Source organism: Nocardia sp. FBN12, assembly GCF_054031145.1.
Window position 1 is genome coordinate 5,718,034 of sequence record NZ_CM132926.1, and the last position, 25,014, is coordinate 5,743,047.

General features: G+C 60.9%; 31 protein-coding genes. 1 reads left to right on the top strand and 30 read right to left on the bottom strand.

The genetic code is table 11. The features are described from left to right. Positions 1 to 195 precede the first annotated feature (195 nt). The 21 genes from ACWZHB_RS27015 to ACWZHB_RS27115 form a co-directional block, all read right to left on the bottom strand. A complete protein-coding gene (locus ACWZHB_RS27015; RefSeq protein WP_427904596.1) occupies positions 196 to 843 on the bottom strand; it encodes a hypothetical protein in 648 nt (215 codons plus the stop codon). Positions 844 to 1,917: 1,074 nt separating this feature from the next. Further along, the gene (locus tag ACWZHB_RS27020) at positions 1,918 to 2,391 is read right to left on the bottom strand and encodes a TY-Chap domain-containing protein (protein WP_427904597.1); all 474 of its coding nucleotides are present in this window, start codon (positions 2,389 to 2,391) and stop codon (positions 1,918 to 1,920) included. A 35-nt stretch (positions 2,392 to 2,426) separates the two neighbouring features. Beyond that, the gene (locus ACWZHB_RS27025) at positions 2,427 to 2,873 is read right to left on the bottom strand and encodes a DUF6301 family protein (RefSeq protein WP_427904598.1); all 447 of its coding nucleotides are present in this window, start codon (positions 2,871 to 2,873) and stop codon (positions 2,427 to 2,429) included. Between the two features lie 124 nt (positions 2,874 to 2,997). Further along, positions 2,998 to 3,240 carry a ribonuclease HepT family protein gene (locus tag ACWZHB_RS27030; protein WP_427904599.1) on the bottom strand — a complete coding sequence of 81 codons (243 nt, stop codon included), beginning with the start codon at positions 3,238 to 3,240 and terminating at the stop codon, positions 2,998 to 3,000. Then, a complete protein-coding gene (locus ACWZHB_RS27035) occupies positions 3,237 to 3,680 on the bottom strand; it encodes a helix-turn-helix domain-containing protein (RefSeq protein WP_427904600.1) in 444 nt (147 codons plus the stop codon). The genes ACWZHB_RS27030 and ACWZHB_RS27035 overlap by 4 nt, the downstream gene beginning before the upstream one ends. Positions 3,681 to 3,865: 185 nt before the next feature. Next, complete coding sequence (locus ACWZHB_RS27040; protein ID WP_427904601.1) at positions 3,866 to 4,273, bottom strand: hypothetical protein; 408 nt, start codon at positions 4,271 to 4,273, stop codon at positions 3,866 to 3,868. A 462-nt stretch (positions 4,274 to 4,735) separates the two neighbouring features. Continuing rightward, positions 4,736 to 5,086, bottom strand: coding sequence for a hypothetical protein (locus ACWZHB_RS27045; protein ID WP_427904602.1), 351 nt, complete (start codon positions 5,084 to 5,086; stop codon positions 4,736 to 4,738). 223 nt (positions 5,087 to 5,309) lie between these two features. Further along, positions 5,310 to 5,738, bottom strand: coding sequence for a TY-Chap domain-containing protein (locus tag ACWZHB_RS27050; RefSeq protein WP_427904603.1), 429 nt, complete (start codon positions 5,736 to 5,738; stop codon positions 5,310 to 5,312). After that, positions 5,738 to 6,229 carry a DUF6301 family protein gene (locus tag ACWZHB_RS27055; RefSeq protein WP_427904604.1) on the bottom strand — a complete coding sequence of 164 codons (492 nt, stop codon included), beginning with the start codon at positions 6,227 to 6,229 and terminating at the stop codon, positions 5,738 to 5,740. Before ACWZHB_RS27055 ends, ACWZHB_RS27050 begins: the two co-directional genes overlap by 1 nt. A 79-nt stretch (positions 6,230 to 6,308) precedes the next feature. Then, positions 6,309 to 6,572: a hypothetical protein gene (locus ACWZHB_RS27060; RefSeq protein ID WP_427904605.1), complete on the bottom strand. Its 264-nt coding sequence runs from the start codon at positions 6,570 to 6,572 to the stop codon at positions 6,309 to 6,311. Between the two features lie 119 nt (positions 6,573 to 6,691). Continuing rightward, on the bottom strand, positions 6,692 to 7,417 hold the full coding sequence (locus tag ACWZHB_RS27065; protein ID WP_427904606.1) for a hypothetical protein: 726 nt from the start codon (positions 7,415 to 7,417) through the stop codon (positions 6,692 to 6,694). A gap of 64 nt (positions 7,418 to 7,481) precedes the next feature. Beyond that, positions 7,482 to 8,207: a hypothetical protein gene (locus tag ACWZHB_RS27070; RefSeq protein WP_427904607.1), complete on the bottom strand. Its 726-nt coding sequence runs from the start codon at positions 8,205 to 8,207 to the stop codon at positions 7,482 to 7,484. Positions 8,208 to 8,297: 90 nt separating this feature from the next. Continuing rightward, on the bottom strand, positions 8,298 to 11,384 hold the full coding sequence (locus tag ACWZHB_RS27075; RefSeq protein ID WP_427904608.1) for a hypothetical protein: 3,087 nt from the start codon (positions 11,382 to 11,384) through the stop codon (positions 8,298 to 8,300). Positions 11,385 to 11,810: 426 nt separating this feature from the next. Next, a complete protein-coding gene (locus tag ACWZHB_RS27080; RefSeq protein ID WP_427904609.1) occupies positions 11,811 to 12,767 on the bottom strand; it encodes a hypothetical protein in 957 nt (318 codons plus the stop codon). 53 nt (positions 12,768 to 12,820) lie between these two features. Continuing rightward, a complete protein-coding gene (locus ACWZHB_RS27085; protein ID WP_101465256.1) occupies positions 12,821 to 13,171 on the bottom strand; it encodes a phage tail fiber protein in 351 nt (116 codons plus the stop codon). Between the two features lie 60 nt (positions 13,172 to 13,231). After that, complete coding sequence (locus ACWZHB_RS27090; protein ID WP_427904610.1) at positions 13,232 to 13,567, bottom strand: LtfC-like domain-containing protein; 336 nt, start codon at positions 13,565 to 13,567, stop codon at positions 13,232 to 13,234. 224 nt (positions 13,568 to 13,791) lie between these two features. Beyond that, positions 13,792 to 15,111, bottom strand: coding sequence for a DUF7257 domain-containing protein (locus ACWZHB_RS27095; protein WP_427904611.1), 1,320 nt, complete (start codon positions 15,109 to 15,111; stop codon positions 13,792 to 13,794). A gap of 65 nt (positions 15,112 to 15,176) precedes the next feature. Beyond that, the gene (locus tag ACWZHB_RS27100) at positions 15,177 to 15,614 is read right to left on the bottom strand and encodes a phage gene 29 protein family protein (protein WP_427904612.1); all 438 of its coding nucleotides are present in this window, start codon (positions 15,612 to 15,614) and stop codon (positions 15,177 to 15,179) included. 13 nt (positions 15,615 to 15,627) lie between these two features. Beyond that, positions 15,628 to 17,307 (bottom strand): Gp37-like protein, encoded by a 1,680-nt coding sequence (locus ACWZHB_RS27105; protein WP_427904613.1) that lies wholly within the window; start codon positions 17,305 to 17,307, stop codon positions 15,628 to 15,630. Then, complete coding sequence (locus ACWZHB_RS27110) at positions 17,304 to 18,188, bottom strand: phage tail protein (RefSeq protein WP_427904614.1); 885 nt, start codon at positions 18,186 to 18,188, stop codon at positions 17,304 to 17,306. The genes ACWZHB_RS27105 and ACWZHB_RS27110 overlap by 4 nt, the downstream gene beginning before the upstream one ends. A gap of 194 nt (positions 18,189 to 18,382) precedes the next feature. Then, complete coding sequence (locus tag ACWZHB_RS27115) at positions 18,383 to 19,615, bottom strand: membrane-bound lytic murein transglycosylase EmtA (protein WP_427904615.1); 1,233 nt, start codon at positions 19,613 to 19,615, stop codon at positions 18,383 to 18,385. 186 nt (positions 19,616 to 19,801) lie between these two features. Between ACWZHB_RS27115 and ACWZHB_RS27120 the strand changes: the two genes are divergently transcribed. Then, positions 19,802 to 20,296, top strand: coding sequence for a hypothetical protein (locus ACWZHB_RS27120; protein ID WP_427904616.1), 495 nt, complete (start codon positions 19,802 to 19,804; stop codon positions 20,294 to 20,296). 40 nt (positions 20,297 to 20,336) lie between these two features. Here ACWZHB_RS27120 and ACWZHB_RS27125 read toward each other — a convergent pair whose 3' ends face one another. The 9 genes from ACWZHB_RS27125 to ACWZHB_RS27165 all read right to left on the bottom strand — a co-directional run bounded on the left by ACWZHB_RS27125 (position 20,337) and on the right by ACWZHB_RS27165 (position 24,880). Then, entirely contained in the window at positions 20,337 to 20,726 is a 390-nt protein-coding gene (locus ACWZHB_RS27125) for a hypothetical protein (RefSeq protein ID WP_427904617.1), read from the bottom strand. Next, entirely contained in the window at positions 20,723 to 21,169 is a 447-nt protein-coding gene (locus ACWZHB_RS27130; RefSeq protein WP_427904618.1) for a hypothetical protein, read from the bottom strand. Before ACWZHB_RS27130 ends, ACWZHB_RS27125 begins: the two co-directional genes overlap by 4 nt. 38 nt (positions 21,170 to 21,207) lie before the next feature. Further along, positions 21,208 to 21,540, bottom strand: coding sequence for a hypothetical protein (locus tag ACWZHB_RS27135; RefSeq protein ID WP_427904619.1), 333 nt, complete (start codon positions 21,538 to 21,540; stop codon positions 21,208 to 21,210). A 30-nt stretch (positions 21,541 to 21,570) separates the two neighbouring features. After that, a complete protein-coding gene (locus ACWZHB_RS27140; RefSeq protein ID WP_427904620.1) occupies positions 21,571 to 21,729 on the bottom strand; it encodes a hypothetical protein in 159 nt (52 codons plus the stop codon). A 132-nt stretch (positions 21,730 to 21,861) separates the two neighbouring features. Then, positions 21,862 to 22,524: a phage tail tube protein gene (locus ACWZHB_RS27145; RefSeq protein ID WP_427904621.1), complete on the bottom strand. Its 663-nt coding sequence runs from the start codon at positions 22,522 to 22,524 to the stop codon at positions 21,862 to 21,864. Between the two features lie 96 nt (positions 22,525 to 22,620). After that, complete coding sequence (locus ACWZHB_RS27150; RefSeq protein ID WP_427904622.1) at positions 22,621 to 23,067, bottom strand: phage tail termination protein; 447 nt, start codon at positions 23,065 to 23,067, stop codon at positions 22,621 to 22,623. After that, positions 23,067 to 23,288 (bottom strand): hypothetical protein, encoded by a 222-nt coding sequence (locus tag ACWZHB_RS27155; protein WP_427904623.1) that lies wholly within the window; start codon positions 23,286 to 23,288, stop codon positions 23,067 to 23,069. The genes ACWZHB_RS27150 and ACWZHB_RS27155 overlap by 1 nt, the downstream gene beginning before the upstream one ends. A 148-nt stretch (positions 23,289 to 23,436) precedes the next feature. Next, positions 23,437 to 24,102, bottom strand: coding sequence for a hypothetical protein (locus tag ACWZHB_RS27160; protein ID WP_427904624.1), 666 nt, complete (start codon positions 24,100 to 24,102; stop codon positions 23,437 to 23,439). A gap of 10 nt (positions 24,103 to 24,112) precedes the next feature. Beyond that, the gene (locus tag ACWZHB_RS27165) at positions 24,113 to 24,880 is read right to left on the bottom strand and encodes a peptidoglycan recognition protein family protein (RefSeq protein WP_427904625.1); all 768 of its coding nucleotides are present in this window, start codon (positions 24,878 to 24,880) and stop codon (positions 24,113 to 24,115) included. Positions 24,881 to 25,014: the final 134 nt, after the last annotated feature.

The window sequence follows — 25,014 nt, forward strand, 5'->3', positions numbered from 1 at the left end:
AGGTCGACACCGTCGAACAGCACGATCACGATCAGCCGCTCAGTCGTCACCGAACCGAACATACGCACACGATTTGTGTTGTGCCGCAGCGACAGAACGACAAAACGGCCCGCACCCCTGTTCAGGAGTGCGGGCCGAGCACTGGGGTTCCAGTGCGCACCAGTTCCGTCGCGAGACTGTCGAGATGCCGATCTGTCAGACCCGGTTCGGCGGGAAGCCGCTACCGAACTGGAACAAATCGCGATAGATCCAGAAGATCTCCGAGTCCGCCGCGAAAAACGCAGTGGCGCCGGCCATCCCGGACTCACTGACCTCATCGCGCGGCGGCTCACCGGGGCTGCCGGTTGCTTGATCGGGCAACACGCCCCGCCGGATCAGATAGGTCTCCTCGCCTGCCAGCGCATTGCTCGGAACCTCCCAGTACGTGTTGTAGACAACGACGTCAGAAGTAGGTTCAGAGCCCGGCGGCAAGCCGATCACCACACCACCGAGCACACGTCGCGCCTGAACCGGCCGAGCCTGCCGAGGCACCCGAATGGTCGTCCACTCAGGATTAGAATTCACTGCGATACGAACAAGTTTCGACATTTGTTCGATTCCCTTCTTTGAATGAGGCAGCCTGATTCGGCTACCGATTGCCGATCGCGGGGGAATGAGGTAATCAGCGATGTCGATGAGTGCCGCACGGCTCGGGTGCAGCGCGAGCAGACGCCGGATGGACTCGGGTTCGGCCGGTCTTGTGACCGAATAGCGCTCAGACAGAAAGGGGAGCCCACCATCCTGGTCGGGGTTCCCGAGTTCGATCCGCGAAAAGCTCTGGCTAACCTTTTTGGAAACTACCATCTTTCGACACAGCCGATCGCGAGAGAATTCAACGTATATGTGCACCGTATGAAAGAACGAAGGTTCCTTGTACGAGGTGAAGCGGATTGACTGGTCGGCTGGAGCCGTAATGAGTGGGCCCGAAATCCGTAGTGATGGTCAGAGCGCAGTCGATGTTCTACGTCCACCTTTGCGCCAGGCCGAGCCGGACAATTCGCTTGGCCGCCCGGAGTCTTCGCCGAGGTCGACCGGAATCGACAGGCGGTGCCACTGAGAGCCCGGTAGCATCCAGCAGGTAGGTACAGCGCGCTGAGATCAAGGACAAATGAGACCAATCACGCACCACCAGGTCAGATCCATGGTCATAGCCATGTCGACCGTCTGCATCGTCGGCACGACCAGTGGGTGCGGCATTCTGAGTCCTCAACTCGACGACCTTCCACAGAACCTCACCCTGACGGGTTGGTATGAAGGAAAAGTGACGGTCGGCGAAAACGTCCATAGAGCAACCGACGAATACCCCGGTAGCACAATGACACGATGCGCTGAGTACACAAATGAACCTGGGTGGCTCTCGGAGCCATACCCGACCTCGCACAGATTCGCAGCGGCGATCGTCATGACGATCGAAAACAAGAAGCAAACGCTTCTGATCGACGTGAACCGAGAGCTTGAAGCCTACCGAAATCCGGGTACAACATCCGAACTTGGAGGCGGGTCAAGCGCAATGCTGATAACCCCGCCGGCCGGCCGTGGCCGGACAGGTCGGGGCCGACAAACCGGCAGGCCCCTTAACATAATTGTGTTCAACCATTCTAGAAACGCGGGACATATCGACACCTGGGTAAGCCGATTCGCCGAACCCCCGGTGGATCGTGAACCACGGCGCGACGAAGAAATTGTCCATATTGTCGGCGAATGGAGATGCGGCTAGCTATTTGCCAATTCCCACTGCAGTGCAAGTACCTTGAGTCGCGGAACAATGTCTTCGTCATCCGATGCATTAATATTGACTGTCGCGAGAGTCCCCGATCCATTGCGCCCGCTTGCCAGCGGCCCGCCTGCGCGGCTGGGGTGGCCGGGGCGGTCAGAGGATTAGTTGGATGCAGAGGGCGACGCACCGCCCATGCTCGCGTCGATCAGGGCACTCACCGGAAATTCCTTGTCCGAGTCTTCGATCCAAGACTTGATCTCGAACTCGGTGGGCCCCGCAACTCCGAGACCCTGCCGCAATGCCAAGACTACTTGTTCGGCCACATTTTCATATACGCGGTAGCGAACCGGCCAATCGAGGAGCAAGTGCCAATTTTCCGAGAGGCCGCGCACGGGTGGGCGCCAACCTTGTTCCCGTAATTCCTTCCGTGACCGATCAGACATCTGAAAATCAGCGCCGAGCTCGTCATCATGAACAATCTCGCACCACAGTTCGGGTGTGGCGACAAAGAAGCGAGCGTAGCGTCCACCAGAAGATTTGATAACCACGTAAGCCTTGGCCGGCATACTCGACAACGTCAATGCTAGCGCCGCCGAGAAATTCTGCCAATCTGCATCCAATGGTGTTGCGTTCATCTATTTCTCCATTGCCCGAATCGTGAACTGTACTTTTAACATTTTGGATTCGCCAGCTCAAGAGCGATCGAACGCGTCGAGGACCGCAAATTGATCGAAACTCCCAAATAGTCCCACCCGATTGCTGCTTGAACTCCAGGGTCCTTTCGCGTGGGCACACCCAGAACAGCTTCAAGTGCGCCACCGAGATCTACAAAAGAGTCAACGACCAGTTGCCGGCACTGCACCCACGGTACCGACCGGTCGACAATATCGGTAACATACAGTGAGATATCGGAGAACGTTCGCTTTCGCATAAAGGTGCGTGCTTCGGGACGCATGACATCCAAATTTGTCAGGAAAGTAATACCATTATCTCCAGACCAAGTAACTTCCCACCCTGCAACTTCACCGAACCGGCGTAAGTCATCAATATCTCCAGTCCACTCGAATTCTTTGGCTAGCCTTGCAACTCGGACTGCGCCTTCAGCGTCGACCTGCATGGAATGGACCCCTCTGGGTTGTCATCGGATAGTAGAAGCATAGGTCAGGTTGGACATTACTTCCCGACCGAGGGTGTTCTCGCTGCTCGTTGGCTGAACCGCACGGTTTACGACGACCGACTGATCAGCAGGTTGCGCCCGATCCCGCAGGAAAGAAAGCCTCGGGGTGCGAAGCGACGAATTCCCCGGGCAGGCGGGCTACCGATTCGCCGAGCCGGTGCAGCACCGCCTCGGCGGCCAGCCTGGTGATCTCATCAGAGTCGTAGGCGGCTTTACCGCCGCTGACGATGCGTGCCGCCATCTCACTGAAGGCAAGGAAGTCCTGCAGGCTCTTGACGGTCCGCTCACCGGCATCACGGCCGCTCACAGCGGCTTTGCCTCATCCCGAATGGGGTGCGGCCCTGGCAGTAGCCCACCTTCGGACACCAGGTCGACATGCAGACCGGTGAGCTCCTCCAAGTCGAGCATCAACTCGGCCATATCGAGCAGGTCGGCATCGGCATCGAACCGGACAAGCAGGTCGATGTCGCTACCCGAGACGTCGTCGCCCCGCGACACCGACCCGAAAACCCGCACTCGATTTGCCTTGTGCCGCAGCGCAAGCGCGATGATCTGATCTCGATGCGCGGCAACGACACCGGACGGGCGGGGCTTGGCAACCTCGCGCAGCCGCGCCATCATCGCCGCCGACGGCCGACGGCTACCACTCTCGTAGGCGGCAATATTGGGCTGCGCCACCCCGGAGCGCTGAGCCAGCTCAGCCTGGGTAAGACCAGCAGCCAGACGCAGCTCACGCACGGTTTCCATGCCTCGAACATATCGGACGGTATCAACCTCGCGGTCCGCCTTGGACGACATCCGCGGAAACGACGAAACGGCCCGCACCCCTTCAGGAGTGCGGGCCGAGCACCGGGGGTCCGCCGATCGATCATCAGGCGATTCGCCAGCTCACCTCGCCCGCCGGATAGCAGGGGGCGAGCAATAGCCTTCGATTAAGCAGCTGGCGCATCGTTGGGCACTGCGAAGCCGCCCCAGTCGACAATCTCGTAGCTGTCGCCGACCTGCTCGAGTTCCCACACCAGCAGGCCCCTGACCGTCCTAGAGCCCCAAAAGGACCGGCCCACTTGACGCGTCCCCCGTCGCGCCCCGTCAGCGGATATCACGGTCACGGTGTAATAGTTCGCATACTGAAGAACCTGATTGAACTGAATCTCGACCTGCACGCACTCTACGCCGCTATAGACGACGGGAACGCTGAGATCGAGCAGGTAACGGATGCCGGTCTCGGCAACTTCAACCAGCCGCGCATACCTGAACGGTGTCGGCATGTGCTTCACCAACAATTCCTCGCCGGCGGCGAGGCTGATCTCACGGGTAATAGTCATTTCATTTCCTTCCATATTACATATGATATTTACTTCCAAAGACCCGTCAGCGCGCGAGGTGCGCGTCTGCCGAAAACTACGGCGAATCGTCTCGACAACACCGAGCAGGCGCACAATTCACTGCTGGTCAGGTCAGCGGGCAGTCTCATATGGCCGAGACAAGACCGATGTTCTGGAAAGGCTCGGCGCGGTGGCCTGGGTCGAACGAAGGAAGGTTGCCTGTGGCTCGGTCGCCAGCGAGCAGCCGTCGTAGATGATCTTGCCGACGGGATCCACCGCGGTGTTGGTGTCACCTGGTGATATCCCATCAGCTGACAGTCGAGGTATCGGACGATCGGACCTGTTCCCCACATGGTCCAGTCGTAGGAATGCGTCAGCGGTGAGGCGTTGACGAACGCGGGAAAGGAATTCGGAATGATCTTGTTGCCGACCGCCTGAAAGACCAGCGCTGTGTCGCCGCAGCTTTCGAACACCACATTACCGGCGACCCACTCGCAAATCGATTATCCGGTGGTACTTGGAACGAAGCTCGAAGCGCACCCTTTGGGCGAGAAAGCGCCAGGAGCCCTCGGCGATACTGTTGCGACCCAGCTTGATCATGGCCGATATCGTGGTCTCGGTGGTGTCGCACAGGATCCACGAGCCACCATGGAGGTAGATGCTGCCGCCCATCCGGAAGTCGAGCATCGTGCCGGTACTCCACTCGAACTCGCAGTCGCGAAAGGCATAGTTGAGGAATTGCGCCTGCTGTGCCGGGTAGGGGGCGAATCCGGAACGGACTCCGGCATCACCCCAGTTGGCACCATCGACGTAGACCCCGTCGAACACCTGCTCGGAGTTCAGGTTCGAGTTGGTATCAAGTTTAGTCCCGCATAGTGGTGTAGCGCACGGTGATTGAGCTCAACGCTTCGACGATCACGTGTGAGAACCGCGATTATCTCGGGGTAGTCGCTGTGCCAGCGCCAACGACACGCGCCCGAATCTGCAGGTCATACCCTCATCTCACGACTCTGACGACGCACGGGGACACCCTCGACGCTGATCCATGGATTCACTCCAGCGCGCTGGTATCGAAGTCCCCACCCCCAAAATTCACCCAGGACTCAACCGATAATTCGCTGGCCTCAGCGACTTCTAAGACGTCGCGTAAAGCCGAAACCGCGCGATCAGCCATCTCCTCGAAGTCCCGATACAGTGCCGGCCAGCTGATCTCTCGGTACCAGTTCGGCCATGAGTCCTCGGATGGCGCAGCCCAACCATCAGCTACCAATCGTGCAGCGTCCTCCCACGAAATCTCATAACTATCCTCCACCACGGCACCGTCCACAATTTCGGCATGAATCACTTCGCCCATAACAGTGAACTGAGCAAATCGGTTCCCACTGGCTTTAATAACCAGGCATCCATCGGCGGGCATACGCGCCAACGTCAAAGCTAGCGCAGCCTGGAAGCTAGGCCAGTCTGCATTATCACGCACCATCAGCACTCCTCATTCACCGAGTGATCGAGCTCAGCTCGGTACATCGGATCTACAAAATGCAGGAAGATGCTGTCTTCGTCTAGACGGAGTTCAACGATGGCTGAGGCTAGGTCCCATCTGACGAAACCGTCAGATCCCGCTCGGGTTCGGGTTGGCAGACCTAACGTCGACACAATTCCAGTAGTCAGTGCGGAAAAATGGTCGTACACCTGGCGCACGAAATCCGATTCGTCACTACTTGATAGGTCAGAGAGAAATACAATAACCTGCTCGGCCCGACCATCTCGCTCCCTCCAACGTGCTTCTGGACGAGCCAGGTCAAGATCGGTAGTAATTACGGCACCGAGAGCAGTATGCTCGGCGACCCGCCAATTTTGCACTCTGCAGAACCGATCGAGATCCGTACCGAACCACGTCCAGTCAAAACCGGCAGCTACCCGGACCTTTTCTACGACCTTTTCAACACCAGCAAGCATTTCTTCAGACTCCACATTGAGGGTGCGATACGGCGCAACGACTATCAAATATAAGCACGGCAGTGCCAGATGGCACACTCACCTCAGCAGTTGGTCAAAGCAGCTCGTATCGAGCAGAAACACCCTCTTTGCCGAGTTTCGAAGTGACCGTGTCCAGCATTTCCCGAACCAGCTGCGGCGGTTCACTCACACTGAACAGCACAATATCGACCCCGTTGTCCCCCGCCACCCCCGCCTTCTTCGCCATCCGGCGCACCTCACCCGACCGCACAGCCCCGAGATACGCGTTCAGCTTCCGCCGGAAATCCTCGATCAGCTCCGCATCCGCACCCGGACCATAATCACGATCCTCGGTCATCGCCAATATCAGTCGACCATTCGCCCCGACAGCGACCTGATCGATCCGCCCGACCTCACATACCGTCATTCCAACTCCAATTGTTCAGCGCCCGTTCTTCAACAGGTTGATCGAAATGCTCAGGCCGACCGAGTAGCGGCATATTCTGGGAAACGAACACCTATGGCGGCATCGAACGCCGCGACCCGCTCCGCCGAATCCCAATCATGAAACTGGTCACGGCCACGATACCAATCCATCAACGACACCACATCCTGAACACGACCCGCCAACAACGCCAAAATCACCACATCGCGAAGGCGCTCAGGTGCAGGGTTCAACTGATCGATAGCACCCAATGCAGGCTCCCGAGCACGGGTCAGCAGGTCATTGATCGTCGACACCTGCCCGAACCAGTCCCGAACTTCACCACGGACATAATCCATGAATTCAGCAACACTGGTGTCGATATCAGCTTCCACCGCGACCCAGATCTTCGCCCTCGAAACATTCTGCGGATAGCGAAAATCTCCGAACGACACAAAATCAATGCGGGATGGCTCAAGACTTCCGGCGGCGCTTTCCAACGCATCAATAGGCAGCTCGGCGCGGATCTGCCTGACCACGTCCGACATCAAATACGCCCATCCGAAGAGGCCGATGCACCCGTCCCGATCGAGCGTCAGGGAAGCCATGACGGCTTGGCGCACACCCAGCAAACCGTCGATATCAGCAGCAAACCACGCATGCCGCCACCGCGGATATCGCTTCCCCGGCTGAGCTTCTCCGTGTCTGTCCAACGCCTCGCACTGCGTGAAACCCTCCACAGCCAGGGCCTCACCCAACTTGGCGATAGTCGATTTCATCAACCGATCCGACCCAGCCGAACCCATCATGTTCTCCTCTCGAATACTCAGCTGATCGAGAGGCTCAGGCCAACCGAGCGGCAGCATATTCCGGGAAACGAACACCTATCGCGGCATCGAACGCCGCGACCCGCTCCGCCGAATCCCAATCATGAAACTGGTCACGGTCACGATACCAATCCATCAACGACACCACATCCTGAACACGACCCGCCAGCAACGCCAAAATGACCACAGCACGCAACCGCTCCGGATTAGGGTTGGACCGGTCCAACGCGGACAACCTCGGCTCTCGAGCCCGAGCCAGCAGGTCCGTGATCGTCGACATCTGCCCGAACCAGTCCCGGACATCACCGCGAACATAATCCATGAACTCAACGACACTGTTGTCGATATCAGCCTCGGTCGCCACCCAACTCTTCGCCCTCGAAACATTCTGCGGATAACGAAAAATTCCAAACGTAACAGAGTCTACCGGGGCGGGTACCGAACCGTCGGCGGCGCTTTCCAACGCATCAATAGGCAATTCGGCACGGACCTGCCCGACCACGCCCGACATCACATACGCCCACCCGAAGACACTGACACAGCTGTCCCGATCGAGCTTCAGCGAAGCCATGATGGCTTGGCGCACACCCGGCAAGCCTTCGATATCAGCAGCGAACCACGCGTGCCGCCACCGAGGATATCGCTTCCCAGGCTGTGCCTCTCCGTTTCTGTCCAACGCCTCGCACTGCACGAAACCGTCGGCAGCTAGTGCTTCACCCAGCTTGGCGATAATCGACTTCATCAACCGATCCGACCCAGCGCCACCCACAATGATCTCCTCTCGATACCGCATCTGACACAATCATGACACGGGCCTGGTGGCCTTCTGCCGTCACCGCCCCAGCATGGTCAGCTCACTGAGCTCCTCCCCGCGCGATACCGCCCCACCATTTGGCTGAGTCATGGCAATCTGTACGGTCAACGATTGATCGACTCGCCTACCCATTCGATTGCGCTGCCCCGCCTGCGTGAGGTCGGCGATTGCCGTATTCACAGGGGCTGTTACATTCGGGACGACGGGTGCCACCTCTGCATCCGAGATGAATCCCAACGACCGCATAGCGTCACCCGGAACCATCGGAGGCCCGCCCAATAAGGTGGCGGCGCGCTGAGCGAAGTCGTCCACAGCGGAAGCCAACGCGTTTTGTGCGGCGGTGGGGCTGGGTGTCAACGCCTGTACTGCGAGCAGCGCATCGCTTCGTGCTTGAAAGTACAGGTACGCGGCAGGATTATTGGCCAGCGCTGCCCGGCGTGCAGCTTCGGCATTCAATTCAGCATAGGCAGGCAGCGATTGGTTCCAGTTGCCATCCGCTCTCAATAGGTCGGTCGGCCATGGTTCATTCGCAGCCTGCCACACCAGATCATCGGTAGCCTGCCACCCATTGTTCCACCGAATCGTTGTCACGCCATCGACCTGAATCTGCGATGGGTCAAGTTCTCTTTGCCTAATGAGGCCCCGAAGCTCGGCGTTCTGGATGTCGTCGATGAGGAGTTGCTGCCCTCCCTGCCGGTATGCTTCGTATCCCTCGAGCTGCCCGCGCGTGTAGGCACCGTCACCCCATTTGGATTCGACGAAACTGACTTTGCCATCTTTGACGACGATGAAGTCGGGTTCGAAATATCTACCCGGTCTGTTCGGGATCGGGATTCTGGCATCTGCTCCTTCAGCGATTATGACGTAACCGTCCGCCTCGAGTTTCGTTCGGGTGAGTCGTTCACCAATTCGTCCGCCGATCGCCCCGACGTTGCCCGTATCACCCAGGCCTGCGGTGTTCCAGGGGCTCGGCCGACCCGCCGGTGTCGGTGTCATACCGAAACGCTGGGTGTCGTCGAGCTCGGTGGCACGTTCCAACGCCTTCATCTCCGCCGCTGACGGTCGCGGATCAGGCGCCAGAGTCATGGGATTCTTGCCCCCGGGCAGGTCCGCCTCGCCTGCGAAACGGCCTCCCGGGTTATGGATCTTGCCGTTGTCATCTATCCACTGACCCGGCTTCAACAAGCCCTTCCAGTGATCCGATGCGGCGATCACCGCACGGATTTGGTCATCGGTAAGACCCTGCCCGCCCAACCTGGCGATGATCTCCGATTCACGCATCCCTGCCTGCTGATACAACTCATCGACCTGCAGTACGAGATCTCCGTCGGAACCGCGTGCCGGCGCCTTTGGGGTACCACCCGCCGCTGTACCTCCGCCATGCTGACCGGGCCCCCGCTGGGGAATATTCGCACCCGGTCTCGGTCTCGTGGGGAAGATGCTGAGGCCGTCGATAGTCGGCCCGTCGATACCGGCCGGATCGACGCGCGAATCCCAAGGATTCGTTGCACCAGGCCGCGGTGCACCCGATTGCGTCCCGGCGGGATACTCGGGAGAGTGGCGCGGCGTGGTAGTCAACGGAGTGTGCGGCGCCACTGCCTCACCGGCAGTTCCACCAGATCTCGGTACCGTTCCCAGGCCAGCGCGTCGACCTGCCTCGATAGCAGCTTCGGCCGTACCCAAGCCCGTCACGCCTTCGGCAGCAGCTAGCCGTTCAAGCAGAATCGCGGCTTCGATTTCTGCCCCAGCAGCCGCCCACGCCTTACCGGCGAACCGTAGTACCGGAAACGGAATGATAACGAGCCCCAGCCCGAGAGCACCGTTCCTGATCTTGCCCCAGTCGCCTTCGGTAACGCCGTCGTACACCTGCACGGATGAATCCACTGCCGCCGCTGGCAATCCCAGGGTGAACATATTCGTCGCACCCCACAAGGCCTTTCCGTAATTGTCTTCCTGTAGGCCCGTGACGAGATTTTCAGCATGGTCCAGGACCATCGCATCGACGAGGCCACCGACAACATTGCGCGCGTCGTTGAAATCGAATTTATGGGGATTCAATACCGAGTTCGGAATGTAGGTGGTCCGCGGATCGGTGGGATACAGGCTGCCGTATTTGTTGGACTCGAGTTCTGTCGCACGCGCGGGATCGACACCGATACCGTGGGCGTTGAGCCGATCGCGTGCCGCGAGGGCGTTCGCGTTGAGCTGCTGCAATGCCCGTTCACGGGTGTAGCCGACGCCCATGAGTTCCCGAATCCGGGCTTCGCGGACCTCATCGGATGCACCACCGTAGGCTGACCCGTATTGCAGATGTGCTGCCTTTTGATCCTCGTCTTGTTGCTGAGCCGAGTACCGATTCGATGAATTCGCCAACCGGTCGAGCGCTGCTGCCCGCTTCTGCGAGCTCAATTCGTCCAGCTCACCGACTGTCGCCGACATGGCCAGATCGCCCAGGATGTCCACCGCGGAGTAGTCCCTGCTCGGGGTGAACATATCTCCACTGGGTCCTACGATCGAACCGGGAACGTAATGCGAGTTCAACCGGTTCAGCGCACCATAGTAATCCCCGACCACCGGTGCCGTTCGGGCAGCGACGACGAGTGCGATATCGCGGTCACGCTGTTCCAAGGAGTAGTTTTCGTCCGTGCCGATGGCACCAGCCATCAATGCCGGTAGCACGAAATGTTGCGGCTTGGCTGAAGTGCCCGATGGGTCTTTTACCCACTCCTCGCCGGGAAGACGTACCGACGGTGTATCCGAATACAGCCCATTGCCGACATCGGTTCGCTCCTGGTCGACCTGCATTCCACTCGGCAAAGTCACTGTTTCGCCGGACTCGAGCTTCTCGGATTGATTGACCAGCGAAACCACATCCAGCAAGCCACCAACCTCGGCCGACTGCTCGGGAACCGGGGCGTCACCGGCCAACGCATTCAAGACAGGATTGCCGGTAGGCCCGTTTTCCGCCGCCCCGGTCGCACGCTCAGCAGCGTTCGCCGACGATTGCGCGGAAACCACCGGTGCCGACGACTTGGGCGGTTCAGAAGTCTTCTTCTCGTCCTCGTCGTCATCGAAGACGCCCTTGACTTTGTCCCACAAACTCATAACCACTCCAGAAAAAGGAAGAACGCCTCGAAAAGATCGACGAAACAGAGGAAACCCTCGGACCACGGAATCTTCCGGGCCAGAAAAACTACAAATGCCGGTTCACCTTCGAAAAGGGGCGAACGCGGCACTCGTAGCCGACGAGCGACCGCACCGCAACTACCGGCTATACGGGTGCGCGGATGATCCGACCCGGGTCGCGGCCCCCGTCCCGCACCGTCGCCTCGTGCGAGGACCATCCCTGCAGCGTGAACCCTCACCGGTATCGCCCCTGAGGGACCGAAAAAACGACAAGTGCCGCGTTCAACCCGAAAGTCGAACGCGGCACTCGACACCGCGGTAGCACCCGCACAGTGCAGGTCACATGACAGCCGTGACGTCTACGAGGAGCGTTGTGCCTACCCTGGTTTCAGCGGTGCACCGTGATTACGGTGCGCGGACGATCCGGATCTGAGTCGCGGTCCCATCACGAACCGTCGCACCATGAGTGGACCAACCCTGAAGGGTCACCCGATCACCCGAGTCGACCCGCACAGTGGCGCTCGCGGTCATCGTTCCCGTCCACCCGGTCTTCTCAGCACCAGTGGCGATCACGACACCGTTGACCAGCAGTCGCACAGCCTGGCGAGGACCACCGAAACCGCTGTAGATCGCATACGGAATGCTCGCCGACACAAAGATGTTGAGCGCGGTCCCCTGAGCGATCAGCGCATTGCCACTGACCGTCGAACCCGGGAAGGCGGCAGTATCGGCGTACCAACCCGTGATATCGGACCAACTTCCGCCGAGTGCCTGGTCACCGCCCTTGCTCATGCCCGAGGGCTTGAACGGCGGTGCAACTGCCATCGAGAACGTGCCCGTACCACTGGCGGCCATCGGGATCGGACCGATACGTGTGGTCGCGCATACGCCGGTCGTGCCGAACCCCGCGGACGCAGAGAGATTCGGAACGACTTCGGCTGACAGGACTGCCTTGGAGGTGAACACCGCACCACGGCTCGCCGTGCGACTGCCTGCGGCGAATGCCGCTGAAACTACGACCCGGCCGCCGGCGCCCACAGACACTCGTGCGGTTGCGGTCCCGGTGTCACCGAGCACGGGCGAGATCCATTGCGACAACGGCCATGCGACCGCGCGCAATTCTCCCTCTGCTCCCGCTACCGCCCTGGCGGTAGCCAAGGGCCGAAGGATCGCAGATTTCACCTCGTTGCCCGTGAAGGTGGCATAGACGAACGGCGGAACCTCCGGAATTCGGGTTCCGTCGATCATGGTGCTGGGTGATCGCGGTGCGTCGGCGACCATCGTCGGCGCGCCGGGGATGGCCATGACCGCAGTCGGCGGCGTCGGCAGACTTGCTGTGAGCACCTGCGTGGGTGCCGTCATAGCGGCCTCCGATTTGGTTGTGAGTGAATATTTTTCGACACCGAGGTGCCGATTCAGCTCATGGCGAAGGTGGGGGTGATGAGCAGCGTGCCCTGCGCACCGAGGGTGGTGGAGGCGATGGCGACCTTGTCGATGAAGGTGCCGCCGGTCGGCGCGCTCCACAGGCCGGCGTGGGTGTAGGTGCCTGCGGGCAGGTTCACGGTCACCTGGCTGCCGGAGATCTGGCCGTTGGCCGGCGCGCTCCACGTGGTCGCGACGCGTGCGTAGGCCGGCGAACCGCCGGAAGCCTCGTTCGAACCGTTGGTGCCCGGGTCAGCGATGTGGACGGAAACGTAGACGGTGGAGGCGATGTTGGCGTAGGCGGCGCACAGCGCGTTCTTGGTGGAGGTAACTGCAATAGCCATGGAAGTACTCCTCGAGAGTTGTTGTTGTGGAGAGAATGTCGCTGTCCGGCGGCTGAGAAATCAGTGGCGGATAACGGAGCCGACGTACCACGCGTAGGTGGTGACCGGGGAGGTCAGATAGGTGACCAACATCGTGTAACGCGAGTTGGTGGGAATGGCGTCACACGTGACGGCCGGAACGGCCCATTTGGCCGCGGTATTGGTGACGGTGGCCGCCCAGGTACCGATCGTCGCCCCACCAGGAGCAGTGATCACAATGGAGACCGTTGTCCCGTTGGGAAATACGGCGCCGCCGGAGGGCTCGATGGTTTGCACGAAGCTGGCACCGGTGGTGAGCTTGAGCGGTTCGACTTTCGGCTGGTATCCGAGATATCCGGGATCGAGTGCTGTTGTCATAGGTTTCCTCTGCTGTGTTCGGCCTCGTCCATGAATTCGTGGCGAGGGACGGTTCGAGGGACACGGCCGCTCTGGACCGCTTCGATCACGCCGCGCAGCACAGCGAGCGCCGCCCGGAACAGTCCGGTGGCGTGGTCCAATTTCTGAATGAGTGCGACCTACACGGCCACGACTCGGCGAGTCACGATGGTGACCCGGAGACTTGTCTTCCGGTGGTCACACACTCACGAATAGGAGCACAGCGTGCCGTCGAAATAGGTGTCGTGGCCCAACGGATCACCCTTCATATTGTTGGCGAACGGGGTGTAATAGCCTGGTCCCCACACGCTTCCAGCTGCGGCGAACACGACGAATGTTGCCGACGAGTGCAGGACTGCGTCGCCTCCGGTCGCCCCACCGTTGCGGGCAAGTTTCCACTGCCCCTCCGGACTCGACGCAGTCCACAGAGAGACGTTGTAGTTGTACGCCGAACCGCAAGGGCTGGCCCAGAACGAGCTGACGGTCATCACATACCAGCCGGGCTTGACGATCTGGATCGTGCCGGACGGAAGGTCGATGATGTTGACGTTGCTCGCTTGGCGCGCAGTATCGAAAGCAGCACCGAATTTGTTGGACCCCGCGCTCATCGGCGCGCCCGCGGTGTTCTGGCGACAGAGCGACCAACCCGTCCCGACAACCGCCGGGGGTGTGGTGTCGGCAGCGGCGAAAGAATCGATATCGAAACCGAACGACAATTCCTTGGAACCGTCCCAGGCATCAGTGACATTGCAAGCGCTGAAGAAGCCGACCCACCGGTTGTTGGCGCCTACTGGCGAACTTACCGTGGCGTCACGGTACGTCAGTTTGCTGATGCCGTTGACCAGTACCTCATAGGAAGGTCCGGTAGCGGTGACAGTTACCGTGTCGCCGACGCTCAGAGCCAGCCCAGTCTTCTCTGCCCACGTCGTGATGACCATTTCGCCGTTGCTGAATGTGGCGCGTTGGAGCAGGATCCTCGCGGTTCCGACCTGCACGATGACGAACGTCGACATGTCCACAGCCGACCGGAGCAGAAGCCCGCTTCCGGTGAATACACCGGCTTGGTTCGGTCGCCCGAGCACCATCGACACCGACTGGTCGTCGGTCATGAGGGGGGTCTTGCGCAACGCGAGATCTGCACCGGTACTGGTGTTCCCGCTCTTGGAAATACCGGCCTGATCGTCAACGACGACCATATCCGCGACGGTACCCGCACCAGCCAACCATTTGGCGACTGTCCATTTGGTGTCATCCCATGACTGGAAGTTGTCTGTTGCCGAGGCACCGCCGACTTGTTCCTGGGTTTGTTTGGTCTGCAGGTCCGAGATCGCCGAAGCGTTCGCCGTCGAAGTAGTCTGCGCCGAATCCGCCGAGGACTTCGCCGATGAAGCCCCAGCTCGGGCCTCACCCGCGGCGTTGATCGCTTCGTTGTTCGCCGCGTTCATGTTCGCGCCGATCGCTTCGACCCCGGCAAAGGACCCCATGACGCTGGACAGTATCGTCGCGCGCGCCGACTCCCATGTCACCTTTTGGATGTTGCGAATCGACCCCCCGGTATAGGAGCCAGAAGGTACTGACCTATCCGGACTGGTCATCGATCCGCCTCAGCCGACGTCGGTTGCACAGCACCGATTTTCGCGTGATTGAGGTCGAGATCGCGAGGATCTACCAGGTGCTTGAGTTCGCCGGAATCGCGGAGCTGTTCCACCAAGTGAGCACGCTCTTCCGGTGTCAGGTCGGTGACGTCGGGCGCGGAGCTTTCCGGCGGGCGCGGGGCGCCCTTCTCCGCCCACTGGCCCGCGCCGTTGAGCCAATGGGTGACGCCGCGAGCGGGCGGGTGGTATTCCTTGGTCTGCTCAGCGGCATAGTGCCGAAAGCCGAGATCCCACAGGTGTTTCGACCACTGCCGAAGCACATCGGGATGGACCAGCAGCGGCGAGTTCTGCGGCCCGGGAAGACCCACGAGCGCCCACACGAACGCTTCATGGGGGTCATCGGGATTGCACTGCTCGAGCGAAGGGATGGACATGTTCTCTCCGGATCTACATCTGAACGGCGAGCGCATGGATGTCGTCGACGATGTCGGCGACCACGCGCATGGATTTGGCGAAGGGCATGTCGCTGTCGCGATCCGAGCCCACAGTGACCTGCCAGGCCGGGCTCGCGGTCCGCGACCAGGCCAGTTCGAGTTCGGTGACCTGGTCGACGTAGATCGAGCCCTCCGGCATCCCCTTGACGGTGGAACCCACACGGTCACCGAGGAAGAAGTGGCCGAGGCCCTGATCGCCGATCAGGTACGGCTCGCCGTTGGCGACGATGAATTTGTGGGTGAAGTGCTGGCGGGTCTTCCACATACCCTCACCGAGGGTGAGCAGCGAGCCGAGGGTGTAGGCCCGGTCCGAGCTGTTCTCGAAATGCTCGTGGTAGTGCGACCAACCCGCGTTCAGCGCTCGTTTGGGTGAGCGGTGTCGCTGCCATGCCAGCAGCGTGTCCGACAACAACGACGTCGCGATCGTGTTCGCCACCGCGGTAGCGGCATTCACCGCGCCACCGGCGATCGAACCACCGAGGGGAATTTCGCTCAGCGCGCCGGCGATGAGGAAGCCCACGACCTGGATCGCCGAGGAGATCGCCTCGTTCACACCGGGCATCGAGTGACCACCGGTGAGCACCTGCACCGCCGAGGCTGGGTTGACCACGAACTGCGAGGTCTGGATGCCGGAGTTCTCGTTCTGCCGGTAGACCACCCATGGGTTCGACGGGAGCGTGCCCATCCAGCCCGGATTCTTGTACAGCTCGGGCACATTTTGATCCGGCAGCACATCAGGGCTGTAATCGAGCCAGGAATTGTCGAACACCTGCTTGGTGCGCTCCAGACCGTCCCACATATCGCCACCGGTACTGGTACCGGTCCAGAACCCGGACTTGTCGACGATGTCGACGACCAAACACCCGTGACGGACCACAGCGCCGGGCCACGGTGGCGGATCACCGGTGAGCCAGCGCCGGGTCACGACCGCCAGCTGGGCGGTTTCGAGGGTGCCCGCGGACGCTTCATGGAAGTTCTGGAAGCGGGAACCGAAGATCGTCCACAGCGACGTATCCTCATGGAACGCGGTGGGTTTCACCACCACGCCCCACCTCGACTGATCGAGGGTGCCCCATTCGCTGGGATCCAGCGGATCGTCGGGCAGCGTCCACAGGCCGCCTTCCAAGCGAAGCAGGTTCAGATGCAACGCCGTCTTGAGGGTCCACACGCTGGGCCCGGCGAGCAGGAACTGTCGCGGAAACTGCACATGCTCGGGAAGAAACGGGTTCGACCAGCAGTAGATGTGCTTGAGATCCTGGTAGGAGTGCATGAACAGCAACTCCACGGTCGTCACACCCTGGGCGTCGGTCTTGATGACGGCCTTCTCGAGCCGTCCGTCCCACCGCGCACCGTCTTTATCGACGGTGATGTGCACATTCTTCTTCACGCGGCCGTTGATATCGACCGCCCATTTCGCCAGGTAGTAGTCGTAGGGCAGCACCAACACGCCCGTGCCGGCCTGGTTGAGAATCCACCGGAAATCAGCGCTGATCTCCGCCCCACATGTCCCGCGCAGGTTCCAGTCGCCATCCCACAATCTGATCAGCGGTCGCGCGAACCGCCGCTGTTTGCGAGTGGTCTTGGTAGCCTGCGCATCCGCGTAGATCGCGGGCAGATCCAGCAGGCCCGTCACTGCAGCCCCCACGGACGCGACCAGTTACGCGGCTGCACGACCATGACCGCGGTGCCGGTCGGGGCGCCGCTGACCGAAACCGGCACCGTGGTGGCGGGAGTGTAGGGCGGGACGGGGTACAGGAAGCTGACACCGTTCATCAATGCCCAGATCTGGGAGCCGTCCTTGGCGACGATCATCTCTTCCATCGGGTCGGTATCGACCGTCAGATCCTTACCCGTCGCGGCGTGCGGCAAGGTGATCACGCGGGCAAGGTCGCGTTCGTCGGCGCCCCAGGAGAAGTCGGGCAGCGTCCACTTGCCCGGCGCCGCGCACACCCACTTCAACCACATCGGCTGATCAGTCGGGTTAGCGATCGTGATAGTGCCGGACTGGCTCCTGCCCTCACCGGTGGTGTCGGTCGTCGAGGTCCAGGTGCCGGTCACATCCGACTCGACCCACCACGGATTTCCCGCGGTACACGTCATGACGACCTTGCCCATCGACTTCAGATGCGGATCCTTGTCCGGCTTGAAGTCCGGCTGCTCCGACATCCGGAGCTTCAACGACCGCGTCCCGAAATCAGTCGTGATCGTCAACGTGGAGTCACGGTCGTAGGCCCACGCCTTACGCCACGCCGAATCCACCGCCTCCCACGAACCACCCGCGGCTTGAAACACGTTGACCGCGAACACAACATCGCGCTTGTTCGTCCGGTAACCACCGAACGACGAGCCGGCCTGAAACGCCGACTGATTCCAGATCGTCGTCACCGGCGCGTCGTACAAACCGGTCGGCGACGTAGCCAACTCCACACCCTCACGACCACTACCCTGACCAGCGATCGTCCATTGCGAACCATCGACTCCGGTCACCGTGATCATCGCAGCATTAGACGCCACAGATTCACCTCATTCTTTGCACGGGCCTCGCCGAGCATTAGGGTTTATCCCTATTGCTCCGGGCACTTTGAATTTCCGATGCGCCCGATCGAGCCGACATCGAAATAATTTAACGGACGGTCGACCTGAGGTCACTTCCGCGATTCATCCGCCGAGGTCACCGCGACAAGCGGGAAAGGACGACGGCTGCCAGATCAGTTGGCGTTCATTAGTTCCCATTGCTGTGCGAGAACTTTGAGTCTCGCGACGACGTCATCCTGGCTCGACATCGAAATATTAACCGTCGCAGGCTGACCTGATGGAGCACTCGGTGCGTAACCGCGGCCGCTGCTGGGCTGCGCGGACCGCTGCTCCATCATTTTCTGCAAGAAGAAGGGGTCCGCATTCAATGCCTGTAGGAACGGACGGTTAACCGTCGTCGACCGCGCATTCATGACGAACTCGCCGTCCGAAAGATAGGCCGGGATCTTGTCACCGATCGAGGAACCTGGCCCTTGCACGTTTCCGCCTCCCGAGAATCCGGCTACATGCCGGACAGCGCTGGCAAAATCAGCAACACGTGGTTGTATGTACTCGGTAATCGAGCCGGCTGACTGACCGATATATTCGAAGAACCCGCTCACCGGAAGGGTTCTGGCAATAGTACCGTTACCTCGACCATCACCGTTTCCTGAAATCGGAGGAATCAATTCACCCGTATTCAGGTCAACCAATGGGCCATTCTCTGGAGGTGCCAGGTCAGGATTTGGAACCCACGGAGTCATACCAGGATCGACAACGTCGTGCCAGGTGAACATCTTGGCCATGATCCGCTCGGCCCTACCGAAACTCCCTTGCGACATACCCGCGTACCGGGTCGCCTTGCCGCCCAGTTCCGCGTTCGCTACATAGTCGCCGAAAAATCCTTCTGCATTGTAGCCAGCGGCCAGAACTGCATTCAGGCTGTATTCCGACTTCATGCTCGGAGGGATTTTTTCAGACCAGCGCTTCTTGATCAGCGCGAGGTTGTATGCCGCGGCATACACCGCAAGCGTCTGATCGTTTGCAAGATCCGACCATTCCCTGTTAGCAAATACAGCGGGATACTCAGCCTTCACACGATTGAACGTATCCTCTTTCATGTTTGTCAACCCTAGCGAGTTGGACTGCCCGCCATCGACGAGCTCACGAAATGGAGACGTATTCCTACGGACCCAATCTTTCAGCTCCCCCTGATGACCATCCCAAGTTAGGTTCGCGTCAGCACCCTCATTGAGCACAATTGCCATTACAAGGCGAGGATCGACGCCTGCGGCACCACCAGCCCTGACAGAATCCAGCGCCCACTGCGCTACTTTAGGATCAACATCCTCAGGCGTGCCATGGACATCCGGATTCCAATTGAACTTCGGCGGAGGACTATTCCATGTATTCGTATAGTCGGTCATTTATGAATTTCCTTCTGGAATGCAGACATCCCGGCTATCGCCGTCACAAATCCAATTTCTGCACGGCGGGGCCGAGCGATGACGTAGCGGACGAGATCGACACGCAGGTCGCAGCGGCTATAGTGCAAGCACCGAGATTCGTCTCCGTGCGATGTGACCCTGTGAGGAAAAATGAATTCTGGTCAAGTGGGCAGTTCTCGACGCCGGTGGCCATGGCTTGCGGCCATTGCAGCGATCTCAGCGGTCAGCGTCGGCAGCTTTGCTACCTGGGCGGCGCTCCGTAATCCGGCGGAACGCCACCTGAACGAGGTCAGCGTCGCTGGCTACACCAGAGTGACGCAGGTAAGCGACAAGAGCGGCGCCGGTCCATGGGCCGAAGCTATGTTCATCGGACCGCCTGTCGACGACGTGCGCAGCCTCGTTGCTGCCCCCGGGCTCTCGCTCGGCCCCGCTCCGATTCCTCTTGTTGACGAGTCGGAGAAATCTGCGCAAACTGCCGGGACGTTGTACCGATCCACGTGGGAGGGGTACGGCAATACAGCGGATGATTGCCGTCTATCGGTTTACCGAGGCATAGACAACGCCTATGACGAGTCGAAGTTGACCAAGGCTCAGGTCGCAGACGCCAACGACGGCTCCATTTTCGTGCTGCGGGTGCATGTCACCTGCGGCAGCGGGTAAATCGATCCCGGTCCCCGAACACTCAGACGCGAAACTTTGATCAGCTCACAAAGACTGATGCGTGTAGGCCAGCGGGAATCGCTGAGCCGGTTCCGTTTTGATGCATCCGCACATCGAGGACGTCACCGGCGCGCAGCACGGGTTGCGAGGTGAGCGGAACGGTAACCGGGATCTCTGCCGCCAAGTTCGTTCCCGCGATCAGCGTGAGACTCGCAAAGATCTGCAGCACAACACCATTGCGGAGCTGCCGGACAGAGATGGTCGCATTGTCGGTCGCGGCTCCAACGATCGTTGCGTAGCCCGGCGGTGCGACGAGCTGGACGTCGGTGACGGTGTCGCCGCTGTAGAAGGCTGAGGAATACACCCCGGCCAAGGTGGTGGTATCGGCTCCTCCGGCGGCTTGCGCCGGCAGAGTTGCGGAGTAGATCATTCGTCCTCCCAGGTGGATGCGGTGAACTCGTCGATCAGGTTTTGCATCGACTCGTCTCGTTGGGCGTCGCGGACGATGTCCACCGCGGTGACCGGGCGGGGCATCGGCGAAACCCGGGGCGGGTCTCCGCCGGCTGCGGCGATGACTGCGGCCTGCACGCCTTGGAGTGCGTCGATGACCGAGAGCAATAGGTAGCTGTCGATCGTGTAGCCCTCTGGCGAGGGCCCCGTGGGCTCGGACTTGTCCTCGTACAAATCGAGCTTGTCCTCGGCTTGTTCGGCGGCGAGCATCTGTTCGGCGAGTTCTTGGTCCATCGCCAGCGCAGATCGGTATTGCGAGCCGTGCGGCAGCCTGTCTTTGAAGGCCCAGATGGTCCGCCAGTCGCGCGTGCGGATTGTGTTGGGCCCGAAGCAGTCCCGGATGTCGATGCCGCGCTCGAGCAAGTCGTAGTCGAGCGCGGCACCGAAACGTTCCCAGAACTCTACGAGCCCTGCGATCCCCCCGGCAGCTCCGAGGAGCCCTGGCCGAAGAGGTGCGCGTAGAGGTCTTTCTGGAAGGCGAACCACTCGTCGAGCGGCCGATCAGCGAACAGGTTCTCGACGGCTTCGTACTGGTCGCCCAGCACGATCGCCATCTGTTCGTCATCGCTGGCAGTCCGGCGCAGGGCCAGGACCTGGCTCCGGGTGACCGGTGCGATCGCGATGCTGTCGGTCAGGCGGTAAGGCGCGCGTCGGCGCGGGGCGAGCTCTTGCTGCAGCTCGTGGAAACGGCCGCCGACCTTGTCCTGGTCGGCCGCTTCGGGTGTGGGTGCCATGATGTTGCTTCTCCGGGTGGTGTTGTGCGACTAGGACTTCGAGGTACGCCGCTGCGTCGCCTTGTCGACGGCCTTTTCGGCGTGGCCGAGCTTGAAGACCGCGTTGACGTATTCGGATGCGGTGGAAACGATGTACTCGTCGACGCCGTCGGTCATGGTGACGGGGTACTCGGTGGGGATGGCGGACACGGTGGACCCGCTTTCTTCTCCGGCAAGAATGGATAGGGAATGTGTGGGGCGTGCCATGACCGGAGACACATGACACGCCCCACGCCCGAGTCAGGACTCGGGAGTTCAAGATGCCTTCACGGCCGGGGCGGATTACACCGCGTTGGGGATACCGGTCTGGGCCAGGATCTTCTTCCAGCCCGAGCCGCCGAAGCCGTGAGCGATGGCGTAGCCGGCGGTATCGTCCTTGAACGCGACCATGGTCAGCTTCTGGGCGAGAACCTCGGTCGGGTTCCACTGCTCGCCGCCGTACTTGCTGACCGCGACCTTCGGCAGCACCTTGTAGACGTAGATCGGGCTGGCGTCGTTGCCGTCCTTACCGATGATGATCGCCGAGTAGTAGGTGATCTCTTCCGATGCAGGCTGGGCGAAGAACACTTCGCCGGAGGCGGCGTTGGCCTTGATCGCCGTCAGGGCCGTACCGGTGGCGAGGTTCAGGGTCAGCGCGGTGGTCTGCTGCGGCTGGAACTCGATGGTGGTGATGTCGCTGGTCACGTCGTTGCGGACCGGCTGCAGCTCACCGTAGGACTCGATCGGAGCCGCGGTGATACCGCGAGCGAAGGCCACGCCGGTCTTCTTGTCGATCAGACCGACTGGCTGGTAGGCAGCCGGAAGGGTCTGCAGAGCACCCGACGCATCGGTCAGCGCCGCCGGCGCCGCGGTGTAGTGGGGTGCGATGAAAATGGCCGCGTCGAGCGGCTTGAGCAGCAGCGATCGCTGCGCGTTCTTCAGCGCGGTGAGGTTGGTGGCAGGCATGTGTCTCCATTCGAGCGCCCGCGAGTGCGGGTCGCGGTTTAGAAGCCGGTACCGACTGGCACCGACGAAAAGCCCAGGGCAAGGCAGATGTTCGGCCTACTGGCGGCGGGCTTCGACAGTGAAGGCAATCTCGACCATCTGATTGAGCGGGTCGAGGTCAGGCACCTCCGACAGACCGCGGCTACGTCGCAGGATCGGCGGATGGAACTTCGGCTCCTCGGCCACGATCTCCTCGGTGTAGTCGACGAGGACTCCATTGACGTGGCTCGCCGGCGCGTTCAACAGTGCGGTGCGGATCTGCACCGAAAGCTGTTGCGCCTGAGCACGGCTGGTACCGAAGGCCACCACACTGACCTTGGCCTTGTAGGTGATGGCGTTGATATCGAGCGTTCCGCCGGTGGTCCGCACCCAGATCAAGGGCAGTTCGGACTGCAGGTCCGCCGACGTCGCGGGCAACGTGGTGACGGAGGTGGCGATCGGGGTGAACAGGTCGACCATGAACTGCTCGAAATCGGGGAACTCCCCCGGCGTGGGGTAAGTCATTACGTCGCTTCCGGCGCCGGGCCGACTGCCACCTCAGCCTCGAGGGATCCCGCGGGGGCTTCCGGTACCGGGATGGCGTCGGCAACCGTCATCGCAACCCCCTGAGCCAGATTGGCCAGCACGTTGATATCGGACCTCAAGGTCGCCAGCCGACTGACCAAGGCCTGAAGTTCGGTAATGATCTGTTCGGCGAGACCACTGGGATCATCGGAACTTGGCACGATATTCTCCAAATGTTTGGTTCACGGGTAGAACTACAGTCCGAGCAGCGGCAGCAGCAGTGGCAGGACCACGCTGAGCAGTTCGAGGACATAGACAACGGTGTTGAGCACTTTCATCACCCCCCTTCACTCTTCGAGCACAGACGTGTCAGCGCACGTGGCTCAGATACGTGGAAAGTCGGTCGCGCAACGGATCATTGGTGAGCTTCGGCGCGGTGAATTGGGGATTGATGACGTTGATGGTCGTGCTCCGGTCGATCTCCGGGCCCACACGCTGTTCGAGAGAACGTATTCGAGGCTGAATCGCCCTCGGAGCGGTCTGGCGCAGGTCGTTCGATGCCGACGACAGGGTCTGCACAACCGTGCTTACTGTGCTGTTCAACGCGGTGGCAGCACCGGTGACTGCAGCGCTCACGGGTCCGGTTACGGCTCCCGATAGCTCGGAGATCGCAGCTTCACCACCGGCTGCCTCGATCTCGTTGCGCGTACCTTTGTAAATGTTGTACCAGTTGTTCCATTGCAGGAATGGAAATAGTGAACCAACCGGAGCGGTAGCGAGGAATCCGCCGGCATCGGTCGGTCCATGTTCTTCTTCTACCTCACCACCCGACGCATAAGCCTTCGTCTTGAACACTGCCTTACCCAGCGCCTGCCCAGCGCTGCTGGCCATTGTCGACCATTGAAGGAACGGCGCTAGGCGACCTGGGCGGGAAACCGATAGTGCGCCATCGTCATAGCCGGGGCGCCGGCCCTCCGATTCTCCGTCGGCGAAGCGCACGAACTGCGCATCATCTCGTACATCTTCGAAAGACATTGTCGACCATTCATTCGAGTGGGGATTCGAGGGCCTTCAGGCGGTCCAGCACGTCGGCCAGGGCGTCGACCACGGTCATGCCGTCGAGCTGTTCCCAGCCCGCGAACATGCCGGCATCACGCTGCTGGCTACCGCACAGCTGCTCGCGGATGTCCTTGACATCAGTCCCGATCGGGCCGCAGAACGCGGTGATGAAATCCTGGATCTGGGTGACTTCGGCTGCGCTCATCGGAGCGTCCTTTCCGTCGATGAATGCCTGTACGTCGCGACGGAACTCGTCCATGTCGATACCGGCGGGGTCGATTTTTCCTTCGTGGGAGTACTCGCGATGGGCCACGCAGTCCTCGGCGTCGGCGCCGATTCTGGCGAGAATCGCCGCGCAGCCTCGCTTGTAAGCGTCGAGTTGTGCTGGGGTCCAGTCAGTTCCGTCGCCGCGCGACACGGCTTCGATGCCGATCACGTGGTAGTTGGCGTTGTCGGTGGGCCAGCCGGGCCAGGAGCCGCGGCCCGCGTGCCAGCAGACACCGGCGGCGATCACGCGGAAGGTACCGTCGCGTTCCAGGACGAGCTGGGCGAGGGGGCCGGGGAGGTCGGCACGGCCGTCTTGGACGATGCGCCAGTCGTTGCGGCCGCCGCCCGCGGTGTGGTGGCAGAGCACGCCGCGGATGTCACGGAAGTCGCCGTGGCCTCGATCGCGCCAGCCTTCGTGTTCGATGACGTCCAGCCCGGCGTCGCGCAGCACGTCGGCCAGCCATACCGGGTCTCCTGTCCAAGCCATGGGTGTCTCCTTGTGTGAGTGAAGGTTTGCGGTCCCGCCCTCGCAGACGAGGGGAAGCGCCGAGGGCGGGACCTTCACTCCTGACGCAGCGGCGGCGTCTACGACCGCAGACCACCTGCGGGAGACGGGCGCGT

Excerpts from the sequence above, each read along its gene's own strand:
- ACWZHB_RS27015 (WP_427904596.1), bottom strand. The coding sequence starts at position 843 with ATGGTAGTTTCCAAAAAGGTTAGCCAGAGCTTTTCGCGGATCGAACTC.
- ACWZHB_RS27020 (WP_427904597.1), bottom strand. The coding sequence starts at position 2,391 with ATGAACGCAACACCATTGGATGCAGATTGGCAGAATTTCTCGGCGGCG.
- ACWZHB_RS27025 (WP_427904598.1), bottom strand. The coding sequence starts at position 2,873 with ATGCAGGTCGACGCTGAAGGCGCAGTCCGAGTTGCAAGGCTAGCCAAA.
- ACWZHB_RS27035 (WP_427904600.1), bottom strand. The coding sequence starts at position 3,680 with ATGGAAACCGTGCGTGAGCTGCGTCTGGCTGCTGGTCTTACCCAGGCT.
- ACWZHB_RS27040 (WP_427904601.1), bottom strand. The coding sequence starts at position 4,273 with ATGGAAGGAAATGAAATGACTATTACCCGTGAGATCAGCCTCGCCGCC.
- ACWZHB_RS27050 (WP_427904603.1), bottom strand. The coding sequence starts at position 5,738 with ATGGTGCGTGATAATGCAGACTGGCCTAGCTTCCAGGCTGCGCTAGCT.
- ACWZHB_RS27060 (WP_427904605.1), bottom strand. The coding sequence starts at position 6,572 with ATGACCGAGGATCGTGATTATGGTCCGGGTGCGGATGCGGAGCTGATC.
- ACWZHB_RS27065 (WP_427904606.1), bottom strand. The coding sequence starts at position 7,417 with ATGAAATCGACTATCGCCAAGTTGGGTGAGGCCCTGGCTGTGGAGGGT.
- ACWZHB_RS27070 (WP_427904607.1), bottom strand. The coding sequence starts at position 8,207 with ATGAAGTCGATTATCGCCAAGCTGGGTGAAGCACTAGCTGCCGACGGT.
- ACWZHB_RS27075 (WP_427904608.1), bottom strand. The coding sequence starts at position 11,384 with ATGAGTTTGTGGGACAAAGTCAAGGGCGTCTTCGATGACGACGAGGAC.
- ACWZHB_RS27080 (WP_427904609.1), bottom strand. The coding sequence starts at position 12,767 with ATGACGGCACCCACGCAGGTGCTCACAGCAAGTCTGCCGACGCCGCCG.
- ACWZHB_RS27085 (WP_101465256.1), bottom strand. The coding sequence starts at position 13,171 with ATGGCTATTGCAGTTACCTCCACCAAGAACGCGCTGTGCGCCGCCTAC.
- ACWZHB_RS27090 (WP_427904610.1), bottom strand. The coding sequence starts at position 13,567 with ATGACAACAGCACTCGATCCCGGATATCTCGGATACCAGCCGAAAGTC.
- ACWZHB_RS27100 (WP_427904612.1), bottom strand. The coding sequence starts at position 15,614 with ATGTCCATCCCTTCGCTCGAGCAGTGCAATCCCGATGACCCCCATGAA.
- ACWZHB_RS27115 (WP_427904615.1), bottom strand. The coding sequence starts at position 19,615 with ATGACCGACTATACGAATACATGGAATAGTCCTCCGCCGAAGTTCAAT.
- ACWZHB_RS27125 (WP_427904617.1), bottom strand. The coding sequence starts at position 20,726 with ATGATCTACTCCGCAACTCTGCCGGCGCAAGCCGCCGGAGGAGCCGAT.
- ACWZHB_RS27135 (WP_427904619.1), bottom strand. The coding sequence starts at position 21,540 with ATGGCACCCACACCCGAAGCGGCCGACCAGGACAAGGTCGGCGGCCGT.
- ACWZHB_RS27145 (WP_427904621.1), bottom strand. The coding sequence starts at position 22,524 with ATGCCTGCCACCAACCTCACCGCGCTGAAGAACGCGCAGCGATCGCTG.
- ACWZHB_RS27150 (WP_427904622.1), bottom strand. The coding sequence starts at position 23,067 with ATGACTTACCCCACGCCGGGGGAGTTCCCCGATTTCGAGCAGTTCATG.
- ACWZHB_RS27160 (WP_427904624.1), bottom strand. The coding sequence starts at position 24,102 with ATGTCTTTCGAAGATGTACGAGATGATGCGCAGTTCGTGCGCTTCGCC.
- ACWZHB_RS27165 (WP_427904625.1), bottom strand. The coding sequence starts at position 24,880 with ATGGCTTGGACAGGAGACCCGGTATGGCTGGCCGACGTGCTGCGCGAC.